The sequence below is a fragment of the Rhodococcus sp. IEGM 1307 genome, from assembly GCF_030056915.1.
In the GTDB taxonomy this organism is placed as follows: domain Bacteria; phylum Actinomycetota; class Actinomycetes; order Mycobacteriales; family Mycobacteriaceae; genus Rhodococcus_F; species Rhodococcus_F opacus_D.
Genome location: NZ_JASHKW010000026.1, coordinates 98,652 through 115,764, shown reverse-complemented (window position 1 = coordinate 115,764; position 17,113 = coordinate 98,652). Strand labels below are relative to the sequence as shown.

The 17,113-nt window shown below is 67.3% G+C and carries 17 protein-coding genes; 6 read left to right on the top strand and 11 right to left on the bottom strand.

Annotation, left to right across the window (positions count from 1 at the left end; genetic code table 11):
• Positions 1-15: 15 nt before the first annotated feature.
• From QM841_RS36770 to QM841_RS36755, 4 genes are all read right to left on the bottom strand, one after another.
• Entirely contained in the window at positions 16-1,347 is a 1,332-nt protein-coding gene (locus tag QM841_RS36770) for an MFS transporter (protein WP_283335792.1), read from the bottom strand.
• A gap of 107 nt (positions 1,348-1,454) precedes the next feature.
• Positions 1,455-2,507, bottom strand: coding sequence for a beta-keto acid cleavage family enzyme (locus QM841_RS36765; protein WP_283335791.1), 1,053 nt, complete (start codon positions 2,505-2,507; stop codon positions 1,455-1,457).
• A gap of 49 nt (positions 2,508-2,556) precedes the next feature.
• Positions 2,557-3,471, bottom strand: a complete 915-nt coding sequence (locus tag QM841_RS36760) for a TauD/TfdA dioxygenase family protein (RefSeq protein WP_283335790.1) — start codon at positions 3,469-3,471, stop codon at positions 2,557-2,559.
• Between the two features lie 38 nt (positions 3,472-3,509).
• The gene (locus tag QM841_RS36755) at positions 3,510-4,484 is read right to left on the bottom strand and encodes a quinone oxidoreductase family protein (RefSeq protein ID WP_283335789.1); all 975 of its coding nucleotides are present in this window, start codon (positions 4,482-4,484) and stop codon (positions 3,510-3,512) included.
• Between the two features lie 202 nt (positions 4,485-4,686).
• On the opposite strand from QM841_RS36755, the gene QM841_RS36750 reads away from it, so the two are divergent.
• Positions 4,687-5,697 (top strand): AraC family transcriptional regulator, encoded by a 1,011-nt coding sequence (locus QM841_RS36750; RefSeq protein WP_283335788.1) that lies wholly within the window; start codon positions 4,687-4,689, stop codon positions 5,695-5,697.
• Here QM841_RS36750 and QM841_RS36745 read toward each other — a convergent pair.
• Complete coding sequence (locus QM841_RS36745) at positions 5,673-6,260, bottom strand: GNAT family N-acetyltransferase (RefSeq protein WP_283335787.1); 588 nt, start codon at positions 6,258-6,260, stop codon at positions 5,673-5,675. The genes QM841_RS36750 and QM841_RS36745 overlap by 25 nt on opposite strands.
• A gap of 190 nt (positions 6,261-6,450) precedes the next feature.
• Here QM841_RS36745 and QM841_RS36740 point away from each other — a divergent pair, with 190 nt between their 5' ends.
• The 5 genes from QM841_RS36740 to QM841_RS36720 all read left to right on the top strand — a co-directional run bounded on the left by QM841_RS36740 (position 6,451) and on the right by QM841_RS36720 (position 12,673).
• Positions 6,451-7,812, top strand: a complete 1,362-nt coding sequence (locus tag QM841_RS36740; protein ID WP_061044312.1) for an MFS transporter — start codon at positions 6,451-6,453, stop codon at positions 7,810-7,812.
• 49 nt (positions 7,813-7,861) lie between these two features.
• Positions 7,862-9,457, top strand: coding sequence for an aldehyde dehydrogenase (NADP(+)) (locus tag QM841_RS36735; protein WP_283335786.1), 1,596 nt, complete (start codon positions 7,862-7,864; stop codon positions 9,455-9,457).
• 25 nt (positions 9,458-9,482) lie between these two features.
• Positions 9,483-10,418, top strand: coding sequence for a 5-dehydro-4-deoxyglucarate dehydratase (locus QM841_RS36730; protein ID WP_280782839.1), 936 nt, complete (start codon positions 9,483-9,485; stop codon positions 10,416-10,418).
• Positions 10,418-11,689, top strand: a complete 1,272-nt coding sequence (locus tag QM841_RS36725) for a glucarate dehydratase family protein (RefSeq protein WP_283335785.1) — start codon at positions 10,418-10,420, stop codon at positions 11,687-11,689. The genes QM841_RS36730 and QM841_RS36725 overlap by 1 nt, the downstream gene beginning before the upstream one ends.
• A gap of 90 nt (positions 11,690-11,779) precedes the next feature.
• On the top strand, positions 11,780-12,673 hold the full coding sequence (locus tag QM841_RS36720) for a LysR family transcriptional regulator (protein WP_283335784.1): 894 nt from the start codon (positions 11,780-11,782) through the stop codon (positions 12,671-12,673).
• Positions 12,674-12,685: 12 nt separating this feature from the next.
• Here QM841_RS36720 and QM841_RS36715 read toward each other — a convergent pair whose 3' ends face one another.
• From QM841_RS36715 to QM841_RS36690, 6 genes are all read right to left on the bottom strand, one after another.
• Positions 12,686-13,168, bottom strand: coding sequence for a carboxymuconolactone decarboxylase family protein (locus QM841_RS36715; protein ID WP_029539728.1), 483 nt, complete (start codon positions 13,166-13,168; stop codon positions 12,686-12,688).
• 66 nt (positions 13,169-13,234) lie between these two features.
• Complete coding sequence (locus QM841_RS36710) at positions 13,235-14,152, bottom strand: alpha/beta hydrolase fold domain-containing protein (RefSeq protein ID WP_283335783.1); 918 nt, start codon at positions 14,150-14,152, stop codon at positions 13,235-13,237.
• Positions 14,153-14,212: 60 nt separating this feature from the next.
• A complete protein-coding gene (locus QM841_RS36705; protein WP_283335782.1) occupies positions 14,213-14,839 on the bottom strand; it encodes an alpha/beta fold hydrolase in 627 nt (208 codons plus the stop codon).
• A gap of 51 nt (positions 14,840-14,890) precedes the next feature.
• Entirely contained in the window at positions 14,891-15,205 is a 315-nt protein-coding gene (locus tag QM841_RS36700) for a hypothetical protein (protein ID WP_283335781.1), read from the bottom strand.
• Positions 15,206-15,659: 454 nt separating this feature from the next.
• The gene (locus QM841_RS36695; protein ID WP_283335780.1) at positions 15,660-16,190 is read right to left on the bottom strand and encodes a DinB family protein; all 531 of its coding nucleotides are present in this window, start codon (positions 16,188-16,190) and stop codon (positions 15,660-15,662) included.
• Between the two features lie 25 nt (positions 16,191-16,215).
• Positions 16,216-17,079: a helix-turn-helix domain-containing GNAT family N-acetyltransferase gene (locus tag QM841_RS36690; RefSeq protein ID WP_283335779.1), complete on the bottom strand. Its 864-nt coding sequence runs from the start codon at positions 17,077-17,079 to the stop codon at positions 16,216-16,218.
• Positions 17,080-17,113: the final 34 nt, after the last annotated feature.

Sequence of the window (17,113 nt, the reverse complement as noted above, 5' to 3'; positions counted from 1 at the left end):
TTCTTCGGAGGTGGATCAGGCGGGTGCGGTGGTGAGGGCGGCGAGCTTGCGGCGTCCGGCCGGGTAGGCGCGCTTGCCGAGGACGAGGGCGATGATCGCGACGATGTAGATCAGGGGAGCGATCTGCAAGGCAGTGACGAGCCCGAAGCGGTCGGCAAGCACCCCGACGACGAAGGGTCCCAGTGCCAGTCCGAGGAGGTTGTTGGCGAGGGTGAGCGTGCCGAAGGCCGAGGCGCGCACCGACGAGTGGGTGAGGTTCGCGACCATCGCGGCGATGGGGCCGGACGAGCCGGCGGAGAAGAAGGCACCGATACCGATCAGGACCAGTTGGGACGTGCCGGTCGGCAACTGGAACCCGGCGCCGAGGAAGACGAGGGAGAGCACTCCGAAGACCACCGCGGTGGTCCATTTCCGAGCGGGATCGTTGCGGCTCACGCGGTCGGTGATGATGCCGCACACCACCATGCCGCTGCCGACGAGCAGGACGAAGATCGAGGCCATCGCACCGGCCTTGTCGAGGGCGAGACCGTAGGACCGGTTGAAGAAACTCGGCAGCCACGCCAGAAGCACACCTGCGGTGAACATCTGGAGACCACCACCGATGTAGGCGAACACGACGGCGGGGGTGGTGAACAGGCTCGCGATCGGCGCCCGGAATCCGGCGGGGCCGGGTGTGTCGGCAGGGTCGTCGTCGGCCGCATGCTGAGCAAGTTTGCGTTCGGAGACCAGAGCCCGGAACAGGGCGACGAGCATGAGCCCGAAGACGGCCATCGCGGCGAACGACCAGCGCCAGCCGAGGTTGACGGCGATCACGCCGCCGAGGGCGACGCCGATCACGGACCCGAACGATCCGCCGCCCATGAAGGCGCCGCTGAGCGTGGAGTGCACTCGCGGGGCGAACACGCTGAGAACCACCGCGATGCCGACGCTGCCGTACGCGGCTTCACCCACGCCGACCAGGAAGCGGGCCCCGAGCATCTGCTCGTAGCTGCTCGCCACGGCGCAGAGCAGGGTTGCGAGGCTCCAGAGCACGGCCATCAGGAGCAGGCTCTTCACGCGACCCCACCGGTCGGCGAGCAGCGACAGCGGGAGGGTCAGCAGTCCGACCATCAGCGCGACGACGCTGCTGAGCGACGCCAGCTGTGAATCGGTCAGTGTCCATTCGGTTTTGAGGAGCGGGAAGACGGCACTGAGGACCTGCCGGGACATGTAGTCCGACAGCAGCAGACCGAAGGTGAGTGCGAAGACGATCCACGGATAGAACCGGGACCGGGAGGCCGGAGCGGTGCTCCCGGTGGTGGTATTCGGGGTGGTGGTGTTCAGGGCGGTGGTGGCAGGCAGTCCCATGAGGCCTCCTATGGCCGTCAGGAGTGATAAAGGGGTGGGGGAGAGAGCGGGCAGCGATCTACCCGCTCTCTCCCCGGTCGTGACCGAGATCCCCCCGGCGCCGGAACTCAGGCGTGGTGGGTGAAGCCCACCTGGCCGGGACGGCGGTTGGGCGCGTAGCCGAGCTTGGCGAGGGTTTCGTCGGCATCGGCGTAGGTCTGGCCGATCCGGTAGATGTCGCGGGCCTCCTTGCCGGTGGCCACCTCGCGGCCCAGTTCACCCGCGACGCGGACCAACTGCTCGATCTGCTGGACGGAGGTCATCTTCTCGCCCTTGCGTCCCCAGATGGTGTCCTCGTTACCGCAACGGGGGTGCAGGCCCATCGCGATCGCCATCGCGTTGACCGGCAGCACGCTGCGCATCAGGGTCTCGAGGGTCAGGCAGGCGCCGTCCGGGACTCGCTGGATGAAGTTCATGATGTTGTACGGGTTGGGGCCGTCGAAGCCGCCGCCGATGCCGACCCAGGTCAGGTTGAGCGGGCCGGTGTAGATCCCGCGCCGGATGAGCCGCTCGACGGTCTCGAGCTGGGGGATGCTCGAGAGCTGGAAGTGCGGCTGAATTCCGGCCGCCTGCAGGCGACGCAGATGCTCCTCGACCCACGCGGGGCCTGCCGGGACCGTCATCTCCCGGTACGCCTCGGCGAGCTCGGGCCGCTCCATCGAGGTGCCGGCGATGTCGTCGGCGGTCATGAGTTCCATGATGTTCATCTGAGAGGTGTTGATCGCGATCGTCACCTGGTCGGGTGCGGGATCGAGGTCGGCCAGCATGTGCCGGGTGTCGTCAGAGAGCCACTTCGCATCCGCTCCTTCGCCTTCGGGTGCGAAGGAGATCGATCCGCCGACCTGCAGGATCATGTCAGGCACCGCCTGGCGGAGTCCGGCGAGCAACTCGTTGAACTTCGAGAGCCGCTTGGAGCCCTTGCCGTCGAGTTCGCGGACGTGGATGTGCAGGACGGTGGCGCCGGCCTCGTAGCAGTCCACCGCCTTCTGGACGTGCTCGTCCATCGTCAGCGGCAGGTCTTCGCGGAAGTCGTCCGGCTCCCACTCGGGACCGTACGGGGCACAGGTGATGACCAGCTTCTCCTGGGTCTCGGGGAAGAGGGCGTCGTCGTGGAAGTGCATGGTGTTCTCCGTTCGAAATCGGATCTGATGAAAAGGGGCAGTGAGTAATTCAGAAGGGCCGGTCGCCGACGATGCCGGCGCGCTCCATCTTGCGGACGGCGGGCCAGTAGTCCTGGACCGCGTAGTGCTGGGTGGACCGGTTGTCCCAGATCGCCACACTGTTCGGGGTCCACCGCCACCGCACCTGGTACTCGGGAATCGACGCCTGGCTGATCAGGTAGTTGAGCAGGTTGCTGCTGCCGGGCGCGTAGTCGATGCCGTACCGGATGTTCTCCGGGGTGTGGTAATTGACGAAGTGGGTCGCGAAAGCGTTGACGAACAAGATCTTTTCGCCGGTCTCGGGGTGCGTGCGCACCACGGGGTGCTCGGCGTCGGGGAACCTCTCGTGCAGCGCGTGCCGCTGTTCCGGCGGCTGCGCGGCACCGAAGGACGCCTCGATGCTGTGCCGGGCGCGGAGTCCGTCGATCTGCTTCTTGACCTGCTCGGGAAGCTTCTCGTACGCCAGGGCCATGTTCACCCAGATGGTGTCTCCGCCGATCGGGGGCGTCTCCACGCAGCGGAGCACGCAGCCCATCGGCGGGTTCTCCCGCCAGGTGGCGTCGCAGTGAAAGGCGTTCTCGTAGTGCTCGGCCGGGCTGTCGAGGTCCTTGTAGATTTGCACCAGCCCCGGGTGGTCGGGGTCGCTCCCCACGGCGGGGTGGTCCTCGAGCGGGCCGAACCGTTCGGCCAGCGCCACGTGCTCGGCGCGGGACATGTCCTGGTCGCGGAGGAACAAAACCTTGTACTCGAGCAGCAGTTCCCGCAGTTCGGCGAACAGGGCGTCGTCGCGGGCGGCGTCACCGAGGTTCACGTCGAACAGTTCGGCGCCGATCGAGCAGGTGAGCGGTGCGAATCGGAAGGATCCGGAAGGGGAGAGGATCGTGTGCGGTTCGGGCGAGTAGGTCAGTTGCGCGGTGTCGGTCATGGTGGTGTCTCCGTCGGGGTGAATGTGGTGGCGCGCTGTCAGAGTCGGAACACGGAGGAGCCGATGCTGCGGCCGGATTCGAGATCGTGGTGCGCCTGGACGGCGTCCTCGAGCCCGTAGCTCTGGTTGATCTCGATCCGGATCCGGCCGGCCTCGACGTGCCCGAAGAGTTCACCGGCGAGTTCGGCGCGCTCCGCCGGGTCGGCGATGTAGTCGGCGAGCGCGGGTCGGGTGACGAACAGTGAACCCTTGACAGCCAACTGCATCGCGTTGATCGGAGGAATCGGTCCGGAGGCCGTTCCGAAGCACACCAGCAGTCCGCGCCGGGCGAGGCAGTCGAGCGACGTCTGGAACGTGGACTCGCCGATGCTGTCGTACACGACGGGGACGCCGACACCGTCGGTGATTTCCCGAACCCGCTCGGCGACGTTCTCCCGGGTGTAGACGATCACGTGCTCACACCCGTGGGCGCGAGCGATCGCGGCCTTCTCGTCGGTGGACACGGTGCCGATCACGTTGATGCCCAGCAACTTTGCCCACTGCGTGAAGATCAGGCCGACGCCGCCGGCCGCGGCGTGCAGGAGCACGGTGTCGCCCGCCTTCAGCGGGTGGATGCGCCGCAGCAGGTAGGCCGTGGTCAGACCGCGCATTGTCATCGCGGCCGCGGTGTCGAAGCGGATCGCTTCGGGCAGCGGGATCAGCGGTGCGGCCGGCATCACGCGTTCGGTGCTGTAGGCGCCGAGGGGGCTGCCCGTGTAGGTGACGCGGTCGCCGACCTGCACGTGGGTCACGCCGGAGCCGACTTCCTCGACGACACCGGCCGCCTCCACTCCCATGCCCGCGGGCAACTCGGCCGGGTACAGGCCGGTGCGGAAGTAGGTGTCGGCGAAGTTCAGTCCGACGGCTTCGTGCCGGATCCGCACCCCGTGGGGCCCGGGCTCCCCGACCTCGACGTTCTCCCACTTCATGACTTCCGGAGCGCCGTGCTCGTAGAACCGAACAGCCTGTGCCACAGTATTTCTCCTTCGATGTGATGATCGGTGCGGTGCCGCCGCCGGACCGGTCGCGGTCGGGCGGGGCGGGGGTGGCCCGGTGTGGCGGATCACCTCTCCGAGCGCTTCTGTGATGCACCTAACAGTACGGGCGCACCCGGTCGATTGCTTATCCTGACGGGACAGACGGCCTATCATTTCGGGACAGGGCATTGGAGGTGGCATGAAACCCCTTGCGCGCTACGCGTCGCTGAACGGATACCTCGAGCTGTGCCGGTCGCTCGGCGTCGATCCGGTGCCGTTGATGAGGTCCGCCGGCCTTGATCCGTCCGGCCTCGCACTGCAAGACCGATGGATCCCGGCCGCGGCGATCGCGCACCTGCTCGAGCAGTCGGTGGAGGCGTCCGGGCACGCAGACTTCGGGGTGCGCCTCGCCGAGCGCCGGCAGTTCTCCAACCTTGGCCCGCTCAGCCTCGTCGTGCGCGAGGAGCCCGACGTCCGCAGCGCCCTGCGCGTGCTCACGCGGTACACGCACACGTACAACGAGGCGTTGCAGACGCGGATGTCCGAGTCGAACGGTCTCGCGACGTTGCGTGTCGAACTGGACGTGGGGGAGGCAACCGAGACACGGCAGTCGGTGGAACTGGCGGTCGGAGTGCTGCACCGGCTGCTGCGCGGCTTCCTCGGGGGCGGCTGGAAACCGCTCGCCGTCTGCTTCCCTCATCCGGCTCCTGCGGACGCGGCGACCCACCGGCGTCTGTTCGGGCCGGTAGTGAACTTCGACCACGAGTTCGCAGGCATCGTCATCGACGCCGGCAACCTGGCTGAGCCGAACAAGATGTCCGATCCACTGCTCCGTCGCTACACCCAGCAACTCCTCGAGTCCTGGGAGCCGTCGGACGACGTGACGATCGTGAGCCGGGTCCGCGAGCTGATCGAACTACTGCTGCCGACGGGCCGCTGTTCCGTCGAGCAAGTGGCTCGCAGTCTGGGGGTCGACCGGCGAACGGTGCATCGCCGCCTCGCCGAGAGTGGGGAGACGTTCTCGACCGTCCTCGACGCGACCCGCGTCGAACTCGCCGAACGGATGGTCGCGAATCCCCGCCTGAGTCTCACCGAGATCGCGGACGTGCTGGCGTTCTCGGCGCCCAGTAACTTCTCGCGCTGGTTCAGCGGGCGGTTCGGGTGCAGCCCGAGCCGCTGGCGCGCTCAGCGGTCGGGCGACGCCGGCTGAATCTTCCGGAACTCGTCCAGATCGAGCCTGCTGATGTAGTGGGCGCCGTCGTCGATGGGGTTGTCCGGCGGCAGGTAGCCCTCGCCGACGCGGCGGAAGCCGGCCTTCTCGAGCGCGCGCCACGACGCCCGGTTGGGGACGACGACGGGGACGACGATCGCGGTGGCATCGGGTAGGTCGGCGCGGCACTTGGCGACGAACGCGCTGATCATCGCGGTTCCCAGTCCCTGTCCGGTGTGTTGCGGGTCGCCGACGTAGTAGTCGATGGAGATGCTTCCCGGCGGGATCTCGACGAGGGCCGTGAGGAGCGCGAGGTCCTCGGGGTAGTCCGCGATCCGGTACCGCTGGATGAATCCGAACGGCACGCCGTCGCGTAGGACGAGGAAGTCCTCGCAGGGCTCGGTGCCGTCGATACTGCCGCCGAAGTCGCGCTCGATGTCGGCGTCCGCGGCGTCGTGGTTCCAGAACCGCGCGACGTGCGGTTCGCGGAGCCATCGTTGCAGTTGGGGGAAGAATTCGCGGGTCGTGCGGACGAACTCGAAGGTGACTGCGTCGGCGCTCACCGTAGGAAAACTACAGGAACCACGTCGATTCAACTTCGGCATCGATAACGAGAATCTTTGACTTGGACATGTATCGAACATGCCTCTAGCGTGATTCCTATGACTCAGGTCACGCCTGGTAGCCGGGCGTGATCGGAGTCCTCCAACGTTCCCCGTACCACCAGCGCCAGCACACAGAGAGGAGTCACCGATGACCCTCCCCCTCGCCGTTTCCCCGGCAGTCGACAGCGCGGTCTCCAAGATCTTCCGTCGCGTCGTCCCGCTGTTCATCGTCATGCTCATCTGCAACCAGCTCAACAGATCCAACATCGGCTACGCGCAGACGCATCTCGAGGCGGACGTGGGAATCGGTGCTGCGGCGTACGGCTTCGGTGCGGGTGTCTTCTTCATCGCCTATGCAATCTTCGAACTGCCGTCGAACGTGCTCATGGAGAAGTTCGGCGCCAAGGTGTGGCTCACCCGCATCATGATCTCGTGGGGCCTGGTGTCCGCGGCGATGGCGTTCGTCAACGGCCCGGAGATGTTCTACGCCCTGCGGTTCCTCCTCGGTGTCGCCGAGGCCGGCTTCTTCCCGGCCATCATCTTCTACTTCACCCGGTGGCTGCCGAACAACCACCGCAGCCGCGCCACGGCACTGTTCATCGCCGGATCCTCCATCGCGGCCGCCATCTCGGGACCGCTGTCCGGACCGCTGCTGTCCCTCGACGGACTCGGCGGACATCACGGCTGGCAGTGGATGTTCGCGCTGGAGGGACTGCTGTCCGTCGTCGTCGGATGCATCGCCTACCGCCTGCTCGACTCGAAGATCGACGACGCGAAGTGGCTCACCGGCCCGGAGAAGCACGACCTGCAGGCCGTCATCGCCGAGGAGGACGTGCTGCGCAGCGAGGCGTCCGCGAAGCGCGGCGAGTCGGGCTCGCGCTGGAAGCTGCTCCTGCAGCCGCGGATCCTGGTGTGCTGCGGCATCTTCTTCGCGATCACCATGGCGATCTACGCCAACACGTTCTGGCTCCCGTCGATCATCCGCCGCATCCCGGGCACCACCGACGTCACCGTCGGGCTGCTCTCCTCGCTGCCGTGGATCTGCGCGATCTTCGCGATGTACTACTCCAACCGCTCCGCCGACCGCACCGGACGGCACAAGCCCTACCTCGTCGCCGCGCTGCTCATCGGCGGTATCGGCACGATGGCCGCCGCGTTCGTCACGCCCTGGCTGGCGCTTCCGCTGCTGTGCGTCGCGACGATGGGATTCAAGAGCGCGAGCCCGCTGTTCTGGTCCATTCCGCAGCGCACACTCCACCCGATGGTGCTGGCGCCGGCGATCGCGATCATCAACTCGCTGGGCAACCTGGGTGGCTTCGTGGCCCCGTTCGGCTTCGGAGTGATCAAGGAGCAGACCGGCACGGTGACGATCGGCCTCGTCGTGTTGTCGCTCTTCGCCCTGGCCGCCGCCGCGGCGGTGACGTACTTCCGGCGCGACAAGGAAGACATCGACGACGTCGCCGACCTGCCAGAGGTGGGCTCCGACGAGCCCACCGTGGCAGCCAAGTGACCTCTCACCGGCACATACGAAACGCAGACGAGAACTCGAGGACTGAATCATGACAGCAACGGTGAACCGGACCGACGTGACCGGACAGATGATCATCGCAGGGAAGCCCGTCCAGGGTTCCGGCACGACGATCCACGGCATCGACCCCACCACCGACGGCCGGCTGGAACCGGGCTTCGCGCACGGTGACGAACGAGACGTCGACGCCGCCTGCGCCGCCGCCGCCGAGGCGTTCGCGCCGTTCCGCGCAACGAGCAGCGATAAGCGCGCCCAGTTCCTCGAGGCGATCGCCGACAACATCGAGGCCCTCGGCGAGACGCTCATCGCACGGGCCTGCGCCGAATCCGGACTTCCCCAGGGCCGTATCACCGGTGAGGTGGGCCGCACGTCCGGACAGCTGCGGCTGTTCGCCGGCGTCCTGCGTGACGGTGGCTGGAACGGTGCCCGCATCGATCCCGCGATGCCCGACCGGACGCCCCTGCCCCGTGCCGACATCCGGCAGCGGAAGGTACCGCTCGGACCCGTCGCGGTGTTCGGCGCGAGCAACTTCCCCCTCGCCTTCTCCGTGGCCGGCGGCGACACCGCGTCCGCGCTGGCTGCGGGCTGCCCCGTCGTCGTGAAGGCTCACGACGCGCACCCCGGCACCTCCGAACTCGTCGGCCGCGCCATCGCCGACGCCGTCACGAGCACCGGCATGCCCGCGGGCACGTTCTCCCTGCTGTTCGGCTCGGGCCGCGGGCTCGGCACCGCACTGGTCACCGACCCGCGCATCAAGGCCGTCGGATTCACCGGATCCCGTTCCGGTGGAACCGCTCTGGTCGCCGCTGCCGCCGGACGTCCGGAACCCATCCCGGTGTACGCCGAGATGAGTTCGATCAACCCGGTATTCCTTCTCGAGAACGCCCTCGCCACCCGCGGCGCCGACCTCGGCCGCGCGTTCGTCGGGTCGCTGACGCTCGGGTCCGGCCAGTTCTGCACCAACCCCGGACTCGTCATCGCCGTCGACGGTCCCGGACTCGCCGAGTTCGTCGCGGCCGCGAATGCCGCGGTCGCCGAGGCGGTGCCGACGCCGATGCTCACTCCGGTCATCGCCGGCTCCTACGCCGACGGTGTCGCCGCCCTCGAGGGTGCGGCCACCGTGGAGGCCCGCGGCGTCGAGTCCGACGCACCCAATTCGTGCCGGGCCGCCCTGTTCAGCAGCGACGCCGACACGTTCCTGGGTTCGGAGGTGTTGCAGCAGGAGGTATTCGGTTCGTCCAGTCTGATCGTCAAGTGCCGCGACGCCGAGCAGGTGCGTGCCGTGGCGGCGCAGCTGGAAGGCCAGTTGACCGCGACCGTCCACGTCGACGACGCCGATCTCGACGAGGCCGGACGGCTGCTGCCCGTCCTCGAGCTCAAGGCCGGCCGGATCCTGTTCAACGGCTGGCCCACCGGGGTCGAGGTCGGCCACGCGATGGTGCACGGTGGCCCGCATCCCGCGACCTCCGACTCGCGTACCACGTCCGTCGGCTCGCTGGCGATCGAACGGTTCCTGCGTCCCGTTGCCTACCAGGATGTTCCGAGCTCGCTGCTCCCCGCCGCCATCGCCGACGGCAACCCCGACCAGTTGTGGCGTCGCATCGACGGCCGACTCACCCAAGCCTGATTTTCCCTTCGTGAAGGAGTTCCCCATGCTCGACGGCGTCTTGTTCTTCCCCGTCACCCCGTTCACCGCATCCGGCGACGTCGACTACGACCGGCTCGCCGAGCACGTTGCCAAGGGCGTCGACGCCGGCCCCGGAGGCGTCTTCATCGCCTGCGGCACCGGCGAATTCCACGCCCTCGGGCTGGAGGAGTTCGGCAAGATCGTCGCCAGGGCCACCGAGGTCGTCGCCGGACGCGTCCCCGTGTTCGCCGGGGCCGGCGGCTCGGTGCAGCAGGCCAAGGAATTCGCCGCCAGCGCGAAGGAGAATGGCGCCGACGGCATCCTGCTGCTCCCGCCGTACCTGGTGACGATGCCGCAGGCCGGTCTGGTGGAGTACACCCGCGCGGTCGCCGACACCACCGATCTCCCGCTCGTCGTCTACAACCGCGGTAACGCCCGGTTCGACGAGGCGGCCGCCGTGGAGGTCGCGCAGTTCCCGACCGTGGTCGGGTTCAAGGACGGCACCGGTGATCTCGACAAGGTGGGCCGCATCGTGCGTGCGGTGAAGGATGCGCTCGCCCCGTCCGGCAAGCCGTTCCTGTTCTTCAACGGCATGCCCACCGCCGAGGTCACCCAGCAGGCGTACCGCGCGATCGGCGTCACGCTGTACTCGTCCGCGACGTTCGCGTTCGCGCCCGAACTCGCTCTCGGGTTCTACGAGGCGCTCGAATCCGGCAACGAGGAACTCACCGACGCGCTGCTCCGCGACTTCTTCCACCCCCTGGTGCGCCTGCGCGACCAGGTGCCCGGATACGCGGTGTCGCTGATCAAGTCGGGTGTCGCGATGGAAGGTATCGACGCCGGGTCCGTGCGGCCGCCGCTCGTTCCGACGAGCGAAGCCCACCTGCTCGAACTCGCGCAGATCACCGCGGCCGGCCGCGCCGTGCTCGCCGACGCCCTGGCTGTGCAGGCGGCAGTCTGATGGCTGCCGCTCCCATCCGGATCACCGGCGCGCGGATCACTCCCGTCGCGTTCGTCGACCCGCCGCTCCTCAACACCGTCGGCGTGCACCAGCCCTACGCGCTGCGTGCGATCATTCAGCTCGACACGGACGGCGGGCTCGTCGGCCTCGGTGAAACCTACGCCGACACAGCCCACCTCATCCGGCTCGAGGCGGCCGCCGAGGCGATCGTCGGGCTCGACGTGTTCGCGCTCAACGCGATCCGCGCGGCGATCGACGAGAAGGTCGCGACCCTGACCGTCACGGGCGGTGACGGTGTCGCGGGCATGATCACCACGGCCAGCACCACCGACCGCGTGTTCTCCCCGTTCGAGGTGGCGTGCCTCGACGTGCAGGGCAAGGCGCTCGGCCGGCCGGTGTCCGATCTGCTCGGCGGCAAGGTGCGCGACGCCGTCCCGTTCAGCGCCTACCTGTTCTACAAGTGGGCCGGGCACCCGGGCGCCGAGCCCGACGAATGGGGCGAGGCGATCGACCCCGACGGTCTGGTCCGTCAGGCGCAGAAGATGATCGGCGAGTACGGCTTCGAGGCCATCAAGGTCAAGGGCGGCGTGTTCTCGCCGGACGAAGAGATCGCCGGCATCAAGGCACTGCGTGCCGCGTTCCCCGACCTGCCGCTGCGCCTCGACCCCAACGCCGCGTGGACCGTCGACACGTCGATCAGGGTCGCGTCGGAACTCGACGGCATCGTCGAATACCTCGAGGACCCGACGCCGGGCCTCGACGGCATGGCCGAGGTCGCGCGGGAGGCGAAGATGCCGCTGGCGACGAACATGTGCGTCGTCGCTTTCGATCAGCTCGAGCCCGCGGTGCGGAAGGATTCGGTCCAGGTCGTGCTGTCGGATCACCACTACTGGGGTGGCCTGCAGCGGTCGCGGTTGCTCGCCGGTATCTGCGACAACTTCGGTCTGGGCCTGTCGATGCACTCCAACTCGCATCTCGGCATCAGCCTGGCCGCGATGGTGCACCTCGCCGGCGCCACACCGAACCTCACGTACGCGTGTGACACGCACTGGCCGTGGAAGACCGAGGACGTCGTCAAGCCCGGTGTGCTGAAGTTCGTCGACGGCGCGGTCCCGGTGCCGACGACGCCGGGTCTCGGTGTGGAGATCGACGAGGACGCCCTCGCCGCCCTGCACCAGCAGTACCTCGACTGCGGGGTGCGCGACCGCGACGACACCGGATACATGCAGTCGGTGGATCCGACGTTCGAGAACACCTGCCCTCGCTGGTAACTGTCTCATCGGAGGCGCCGACCGCGGTCTCGGTCGGCGCCTTCGGGGTGGGATACATTGAGTCCACCCCGAGGCAAAGGAGTGGATCGAATGTTCTCCCTCGCGCGGCTGTCGTGTTTCATCGCCGTCGCGGAGGAACTGCACTTCGGTCGCGCCGCCGAACGCCTGCACATGACGCAGCCGCCGCTGAGCCGTCAGATCCAGCAACTCGAAAGCGAACTCGGCGTGCAGTTGATCGACCGCACCAGCCGATCCGTCACCCTCACCGCCGCCGGTACCGCGTTCCTGCCCGACGCCCGGCGCATCCTGAGCCTGTCGGAGAGTGCCGCACTGACGGTGCGGCGCGTCCCGGCCGGTGACCTCGGCACCGTCGTCGTCGGATTCACCGGCGCGTCCGCGCACGCGGTGCTGCCGAGGTTGCTCGAGGCCGCCCGGGACAGACTCCCGGACGTGAAAGTCGTTCTGCGGGAAATGGTCACCTCCGTGCAGATCGAATCGTTGATCAGCGGTGAACTGGACCTCGGGCTGATCCGCCCGATCCTCACCCGCCCCGGCATCGACACCCGCCCCATCCACCACGAACGGCTCGTCGCCGCGCTGCCCGCCGGTCACCCCCTCGCCGACGCCGAGCAGCTGGCCGTGGAGGACTTCGACGATCAGCCCGTCGTCATGTATTCGCCCGTCGATGCGCGGTACTTCCACGAACTGCTCATCAGCACGTTCACGATCGTCGGCGCCTCTCCGCGCTACGTCCAGTACGTCACGCAGGTGCACACCATGCTGGTGCTCGTCCGGTCCGGGCTCGGCATGGCCCTCGTGCCCGAATCCGCGCAGACGATGCACCCGGAGGGGGTTGTGTTCCGTCCCGTCTCCGCCGTCCGCGACCGGCCCGTCCAGATGAACGCCGCCTGGCGGTCGGACAACCGGAACCCCGCGTTGCGCAGGTTCATGGAGGACGTCCTGCCGAAGCGGGAATGGGAATGAGAACCGGAGTGCTCAGAGCGTGAGCTTGCACGTCTGACCGATGTCGAGCACCCGCAGTACCCGGCCCGTCCCCAGCCACAACGCGCACGACAGCGCCAGGTCCGTCAGGATCTCGTCGGTGAAATGCTCGTGACACCGCGCCCAGAAGTCTTCGTCGTCGCGGAGCGCCGTGTGATCGGTGGCGAACCGGTGGGCGAACTCCGCCGCCGTCCGCTCCTCGGCGCTGTACCCGGGCCACGACTCCCACTCGAGAACGTGATCGTAGAAGTGCTCGTCGATCCCCGCATCGGCGCCACTCCTGTCGCGGGTGCCGAGGCACACGGCGCACTCATTGGCCTCCGCGACCGCCATCCGCGCGATCTCCCGGACCCGTAACGGTAACCGGTTCCGGTTGTACACGGCGTCCGTGAAAGCGCCGAGTGCACCACCCAGCTCGGGTGAGATCGACAGCCAACCTGCCACGTCATCGTCACTGTAGCTACCTACTCGACTCATCCCCGAATGCTACAGCGGGAGGTGACGCGGGCGGAAGATCTGACACGTGTTCTATCTCGTCGGTGGTTACGCTTGCAGTATGCGGACGATGTCTTCGCGGGCGGCACGTGCCTGACGGATCAGGGGGAAGAGTGCGTAGTCGTGCTGCATCCCGATCTCCTCGATGTAGTCGACTGTCGTGCCGGCCTCGCGTGCTCGCTGAGTGAGCGCGCGGGAGTCGGTGACGAGAATGTCGTGGGTGCCGGTGTACACGCTCATGGGCGCGAGGCCGGTGAGGTCGCCGAAGAGGGGGCTGACGCGCCAGTCGGTGACCTCGAGGTCTCCCGCGTAGAGTCGGCCGGCTTCTTCCAGTCCTCCGCGCGCGAGGAGGATGTCGCGCTTCTCGATGGTGGCTTGAGTGGGGTCGCTCATGGTGGCGTCCAGCCACGGGGCGACAAGGATCAGCCGCGACGGCTGGGGTGCGCCCCTCCGTTTGAGTTCCTGCGCTGCGGCGAGCGCGAGCCCGCCACCGGCGGAATCGCCGATCACCGCCACGTTGTCGGCGCCTCGGGCGGAGATTGCCGATTCGACGAGGTCGGCCGCATCGGCGACGGTGCGGGCGGCCGTCCGGTGCGGGGCGAGGGGGTAGATCGGTAGCAGAAGCCGGACCGATGCCGCCGCGGTGATGGTGCGCGCGAACAGCCAGTGGAAGGACGTTATTTCGCGGACATAGGCACCGCCGTGGAAGTCGACCACAGTCTTTCCGTATCGCCCGTTGTCCGGTTCGACGGTGAAGACGGGAAATCCGCCCGTGCGGTCGGCGGAGAGCCGCACCCCGCGCAGGAGCGGAGATGGTGGCGGGTTGAACGAGGCCGGCCGCAGCGTCGTCGCGTGGACGTCGCGCCGCGTGTCCTCGGCCGTGCGGAGTTTGGTGCGGCCCAGCAGTATCCGAACCCCGGTGTGAACGATTGCGGGGCGAATATCGGGAATGATCACGCCCCTCATTGTGACGTGTTCGCGGACTCGGCGCGGCCCCTCCGGCGAGTTGACACGGCAATTCGGTCCTCAGTTGGCCAGTCGTTGGAGGATTGCGTCCATTGCCGCGTCAGCGTTCTCACCGTCGAAGATGTTCTGCCCGTGGGCGGAGCCCGGCAGAAGGATCACTTTGTTGTCGGCGCCCGGTGAGTCGTCGGCGAGTTGCTGCGACACGCCGGCGACGGGCTCGTCCTCGCTGGCGATGAACAGCTTGGGCTCACTGCCGAGGCCGTCGACCACTCGATTCGGGGAGAGCAGCACCAGCTGGTCGGGAAGGTCGGGCTGCTGCGAGGCCAGTTGCAGGATGGCGTCGGCGCCCGCGCTTCCGCCCACCAGCGCGACGTCGGGGTGCCCATTGTCTATGAGGCTGGCGACGGTGGCCGCGATCGACTCCGGCGTGATGTCCTCGACGGCGATGACAGTGGCACCCTGGTTGGCGATCGCCGAGGCCTGGTCTTCCCAGCTGGCGGCGTCGAAGACGGCACCGTGGGCCAGCACCACTCCGTACTCGCCATCTCCCCACTGCAACGCGTCGCCGCCGCCGACCTCGATCTCGGTGGCGGACGTGTCACTGCCCGCCGACGGTGTGCTGTCATCGCCGGAGCAGCCCACCACGACGGCGAGCAGCAGAGACAGAAGGGCGAGTAAGGCCTTCATGTCTCCAACATACTGCCGAGGCCACGTTCGATGCGGCGAAAGGACTCCGGTCTAGGTGACTTTCACACTGCCCGAGAAGAAGAACGGGGCCATGTTGCCGAAGCAGAACGCGGTCACATTCGATCCCTTCGCGAATCCGTCGAGCGTACCGAGACCCGCCGCGAAGGCACCCGTCTTGAACGTGAAGTTCGAGTCGAATGCGAAGCACGTCCAGCTTTCACCGGTCGGGACCCTGACCTCTACCTGGCCGGATCCGCCCGCGTTCAGTGTTGGTGCCGCCGTGGCGGGAGTGCCGCCTGCGAAAACCAGGGTGGGAGCGATGACGGCGGCCACGACTGCCGATCGCACAGCGAATTTGTTTTTCATAATGCTCACCTCATTCGATAATCCCCGACTCCTGCAGCGGAATTGTCAGTTTTCTCCCGAGATCGCGCCACCGATCTGTCAAATGTCCTACGACACACTTGCGGAGGCGTATTACCCCTGTTCAGGGTGTGGATTCTCGGCTACCGGTGGGAGCCGAGAATCCCTGTCCTGGATCACTCGATCGTCAGCCGAGTGCGAGTAATACTCTTCTCTGTTGTTTCTGTGAACCACGGGATCGTCGATCTCCGCTTACTTTTCCTATCGCACACGGGTCTGCAGAACGTTTCAATTAATGACGCTTTTTCTCACATTCTGATATTAAACAACTGTCCACCATGATTTCGTCACGTCGGTAGAAATTGAATTCCTACGTGTCGTATATGTCGATCATGCGGGGCCGGCGCGCCGGCGCATCGATGAACCATCCCCATCGACAACGGGCAGCTGCCCCGGTTCAGTTGAGAGTGAGCTGTTGCCGGTGGAAGTCGAAGTGCTTCCCGGGGTATCGAAAGACCTGCTCGACGGTCATGGTCTCGGTGAAGAACGGGTCCCAGCGCACCGGAAAGGACATGCTGCGCTGTAGGTCTGCATCGGTCTGCCGGGCGAGGGAGCGTTGCAGCGAAGCGATGACGCGGTCGAAGTGGCGGCCCATCCGGTGGCGGTTGTAGACGACCGCTGCCAGGGCGGAGCCCCGATAGTTGACCTCGTCGAAGGCTGGGGTGGCCGCGTCGAGCACGTGCGCGAACCGTCGGCTCGCCCCCTCCGGCAGCCGGGAGAACATCCGGATCAGCAGGAGCAGCCGGCGAACGACCATGTAGCCGAAGACCATGTGGAACAGCAATTGCTCGTTGGTCCACCGGGTTCCGGACGAACGCCTCGCGAGATCTGGGGCGCTCGCGCCGTCGAGTAATTCGTGCAGCACGCTCCGGGCGCGTTCGAGCTCCGCGGCGATCGCGGCACGATCGACAGTTTGCTGCTCGGACATCTTGTGCCCCAGTCGATTCGGAGGATTATCCGACGACGGGGGAGCGGCGCTCAAGAAACACGGTGTCGCGCCATATGTCGTCGAGTCGGGCGATGCGTTCGCGCACACCGAGGGTGCGGAATCCGGCGGAGTGGTGCAGGGCGATGCTGGCCCGATTCTCGGGGAAGATCGAGGTCTGCAAGGTCCACAGTCCGGCCTCGTCGGCGGCGATGACCTGGGAGCGCAGCAAGGCCTTGCCGACGCCGCGCCCGCGCATCCCGTCGGCGACGTAGATCGAGTTCTCGGCCACCCCGGCGTAGCAGGCTCGCCCGGACACCGGGGACAGGGCGGCCCAGCCGACCACGACGTCGTCGATCTCGGCGACCCACCGATGCCCGGGCAGCCACAGTCCATCGAGCGTCGCCTGGGTGGGGACCTCGGTGGTGAAGGTGGCGTTGCGGGTGGCGATGCCCTCGCCGTAGATCCGGCGCACGTCATCCCAGTCCTGATCGGTCATGGTTCGCACGGTGACGTCGCCGGGCAGGTCGTCCGGGCAGCAGGGGCGCGGGGTCAGCACACCCATCACTGCGTCGGCGGCGTGCGGCAGCCCGGTGCAGCAGGCCGGATTGACCATGACCACGGTGCTGGTTCCGCTCTTGCGGACCGAGACGAATCCGACGTCGGCAAGCTTGCGCACGTGGTGCGAGACGGTGGGCTGGCCGATGCCCAGAGCCTCGGCCAGCTCGCCCACGTTGATCCCGGCCGGGCGGGAGGCGACCTGGTGCAGCAGTCGCACCCGGGTGGGATCGGCCAGGCAGGCGAACCACCCGGCATAGGTGGCCGCGTCCTCCGGCGCCAACGCATCCACCTCGTTGGCGGTGCGCGCGACCGGAATGTCCAGTGCAGTCATGCACCCACTATATCGATATCCATCGATGGTTGCC

Excerpts from the sequence above, each read along its gene's own strand:
- QM841_RS36760 (WP_283335790.1), bottom strand. The coding sequence starts at position 3,471 with ATGACCGACACCGCGCAACTGACCTACTCGCCCGAACCGCACACGATC.
- QM841_RS36765 (WP_283335791.1), bottom strand. The coding sequence starts at position 2,507 with ATGCACTTCCACGACGACGCCCTCTTCCCCGAGACCCAGGAGAAGCTG.
- QM841_RS36740 (WP_061044312.1), top strand. The coding sequence starts at position 6,451 with ATGACCCTCCCCCTCGCCGTTTCCCCGGCAGTCGACAGCGCGGTCTCC.
- QM841_RS36695 (WP_283335780.1), bottom strand. The coding sequence starts at position 16,190 with ATGTCCGAGCAGCAAACTGTCGATCGTGCCGCGATCGCCGCGGAGCTC.
- QM841_RS36730 (WP_280782839.1), top strand. The coding sequence starts at position 9,483 with ATGCTCGACGGCGTCTTGTTCTTCCCCGTCACCCCGTTCACCGCATCC.
- QM841_RS36725 (WP_283335785.1), top strand. The coding sequence starts at position 10,418 with ATGGCTGCCGCTCCCATCCGGATCACCGGCGCGCGGATCACTCCCGTC.
- QM841_RS36720 (WP_283335784.1), top strand. The coding sequence starts at position 11,780 with ATGTTCTCCCTCGCGCGGCTGTCGTGTTTCATCGCCGTCGCGGAGGAA.
- QM841_RS36710 (WP_283335783.1), bottom strand. The coding sequence starts at position 14,152 with ATGAGGGGCGTGATCATTCCCGATATTCGCCCCGCAATCGTTCACACC.
- QM841_RS36750 (WP_283335788.1), top strand. The coding sequence starts at position 4,687 with ATGAAACCCCTTGCGCGCTACGCGTCGCTGAACGGATACCTCGAGCTG.
- QM841_RS36705 (WP_283335782.1), bottom strand. The coding sequence starts at position 14,839 with ATGAAGGCCTTACTCGCCCTTCTGTCTCTGCTGCTCGCCGTCGTGGTG.
- QM841_RS36690 (WP_283335779.1), bottom strand. The coding sequence starts at position 17,079 with ATGACTGCACTGGACATTCCGGTCGCGCGCACCGCCAACGAGGTGGAT.
- QM841_RS36735 (WP_283335786.1), top strand. The coding sequence starts at position 7,862 with ATGACAGCAACGGTGAACCGGACCGACGTGACCGGACAGATGATCATC.
- QM841_RS36770 (WP_283335792.1), bottom strand. The coding sequence starts at position 1,347 with ATGGGACTGCCTGCCACCACCGCCCTGAACACCACCACCCCGAATACC.
- QM841_RS36715 (WP_029539728.1), bottom strand. The coding sequence starts at position 13,168 with ATGAGTCGAGTAGGTAGCTACAGTGACGATGACGTGGCAGGTTGGCTG.
- QM841_RS36700 (WP_283335781.1), bottom strand. The coding sequence starts at position 15,205 with ATGAAAAACAAATTCGCTGTGCGATCGGCAGTCGTGGCCGCCGTCATC.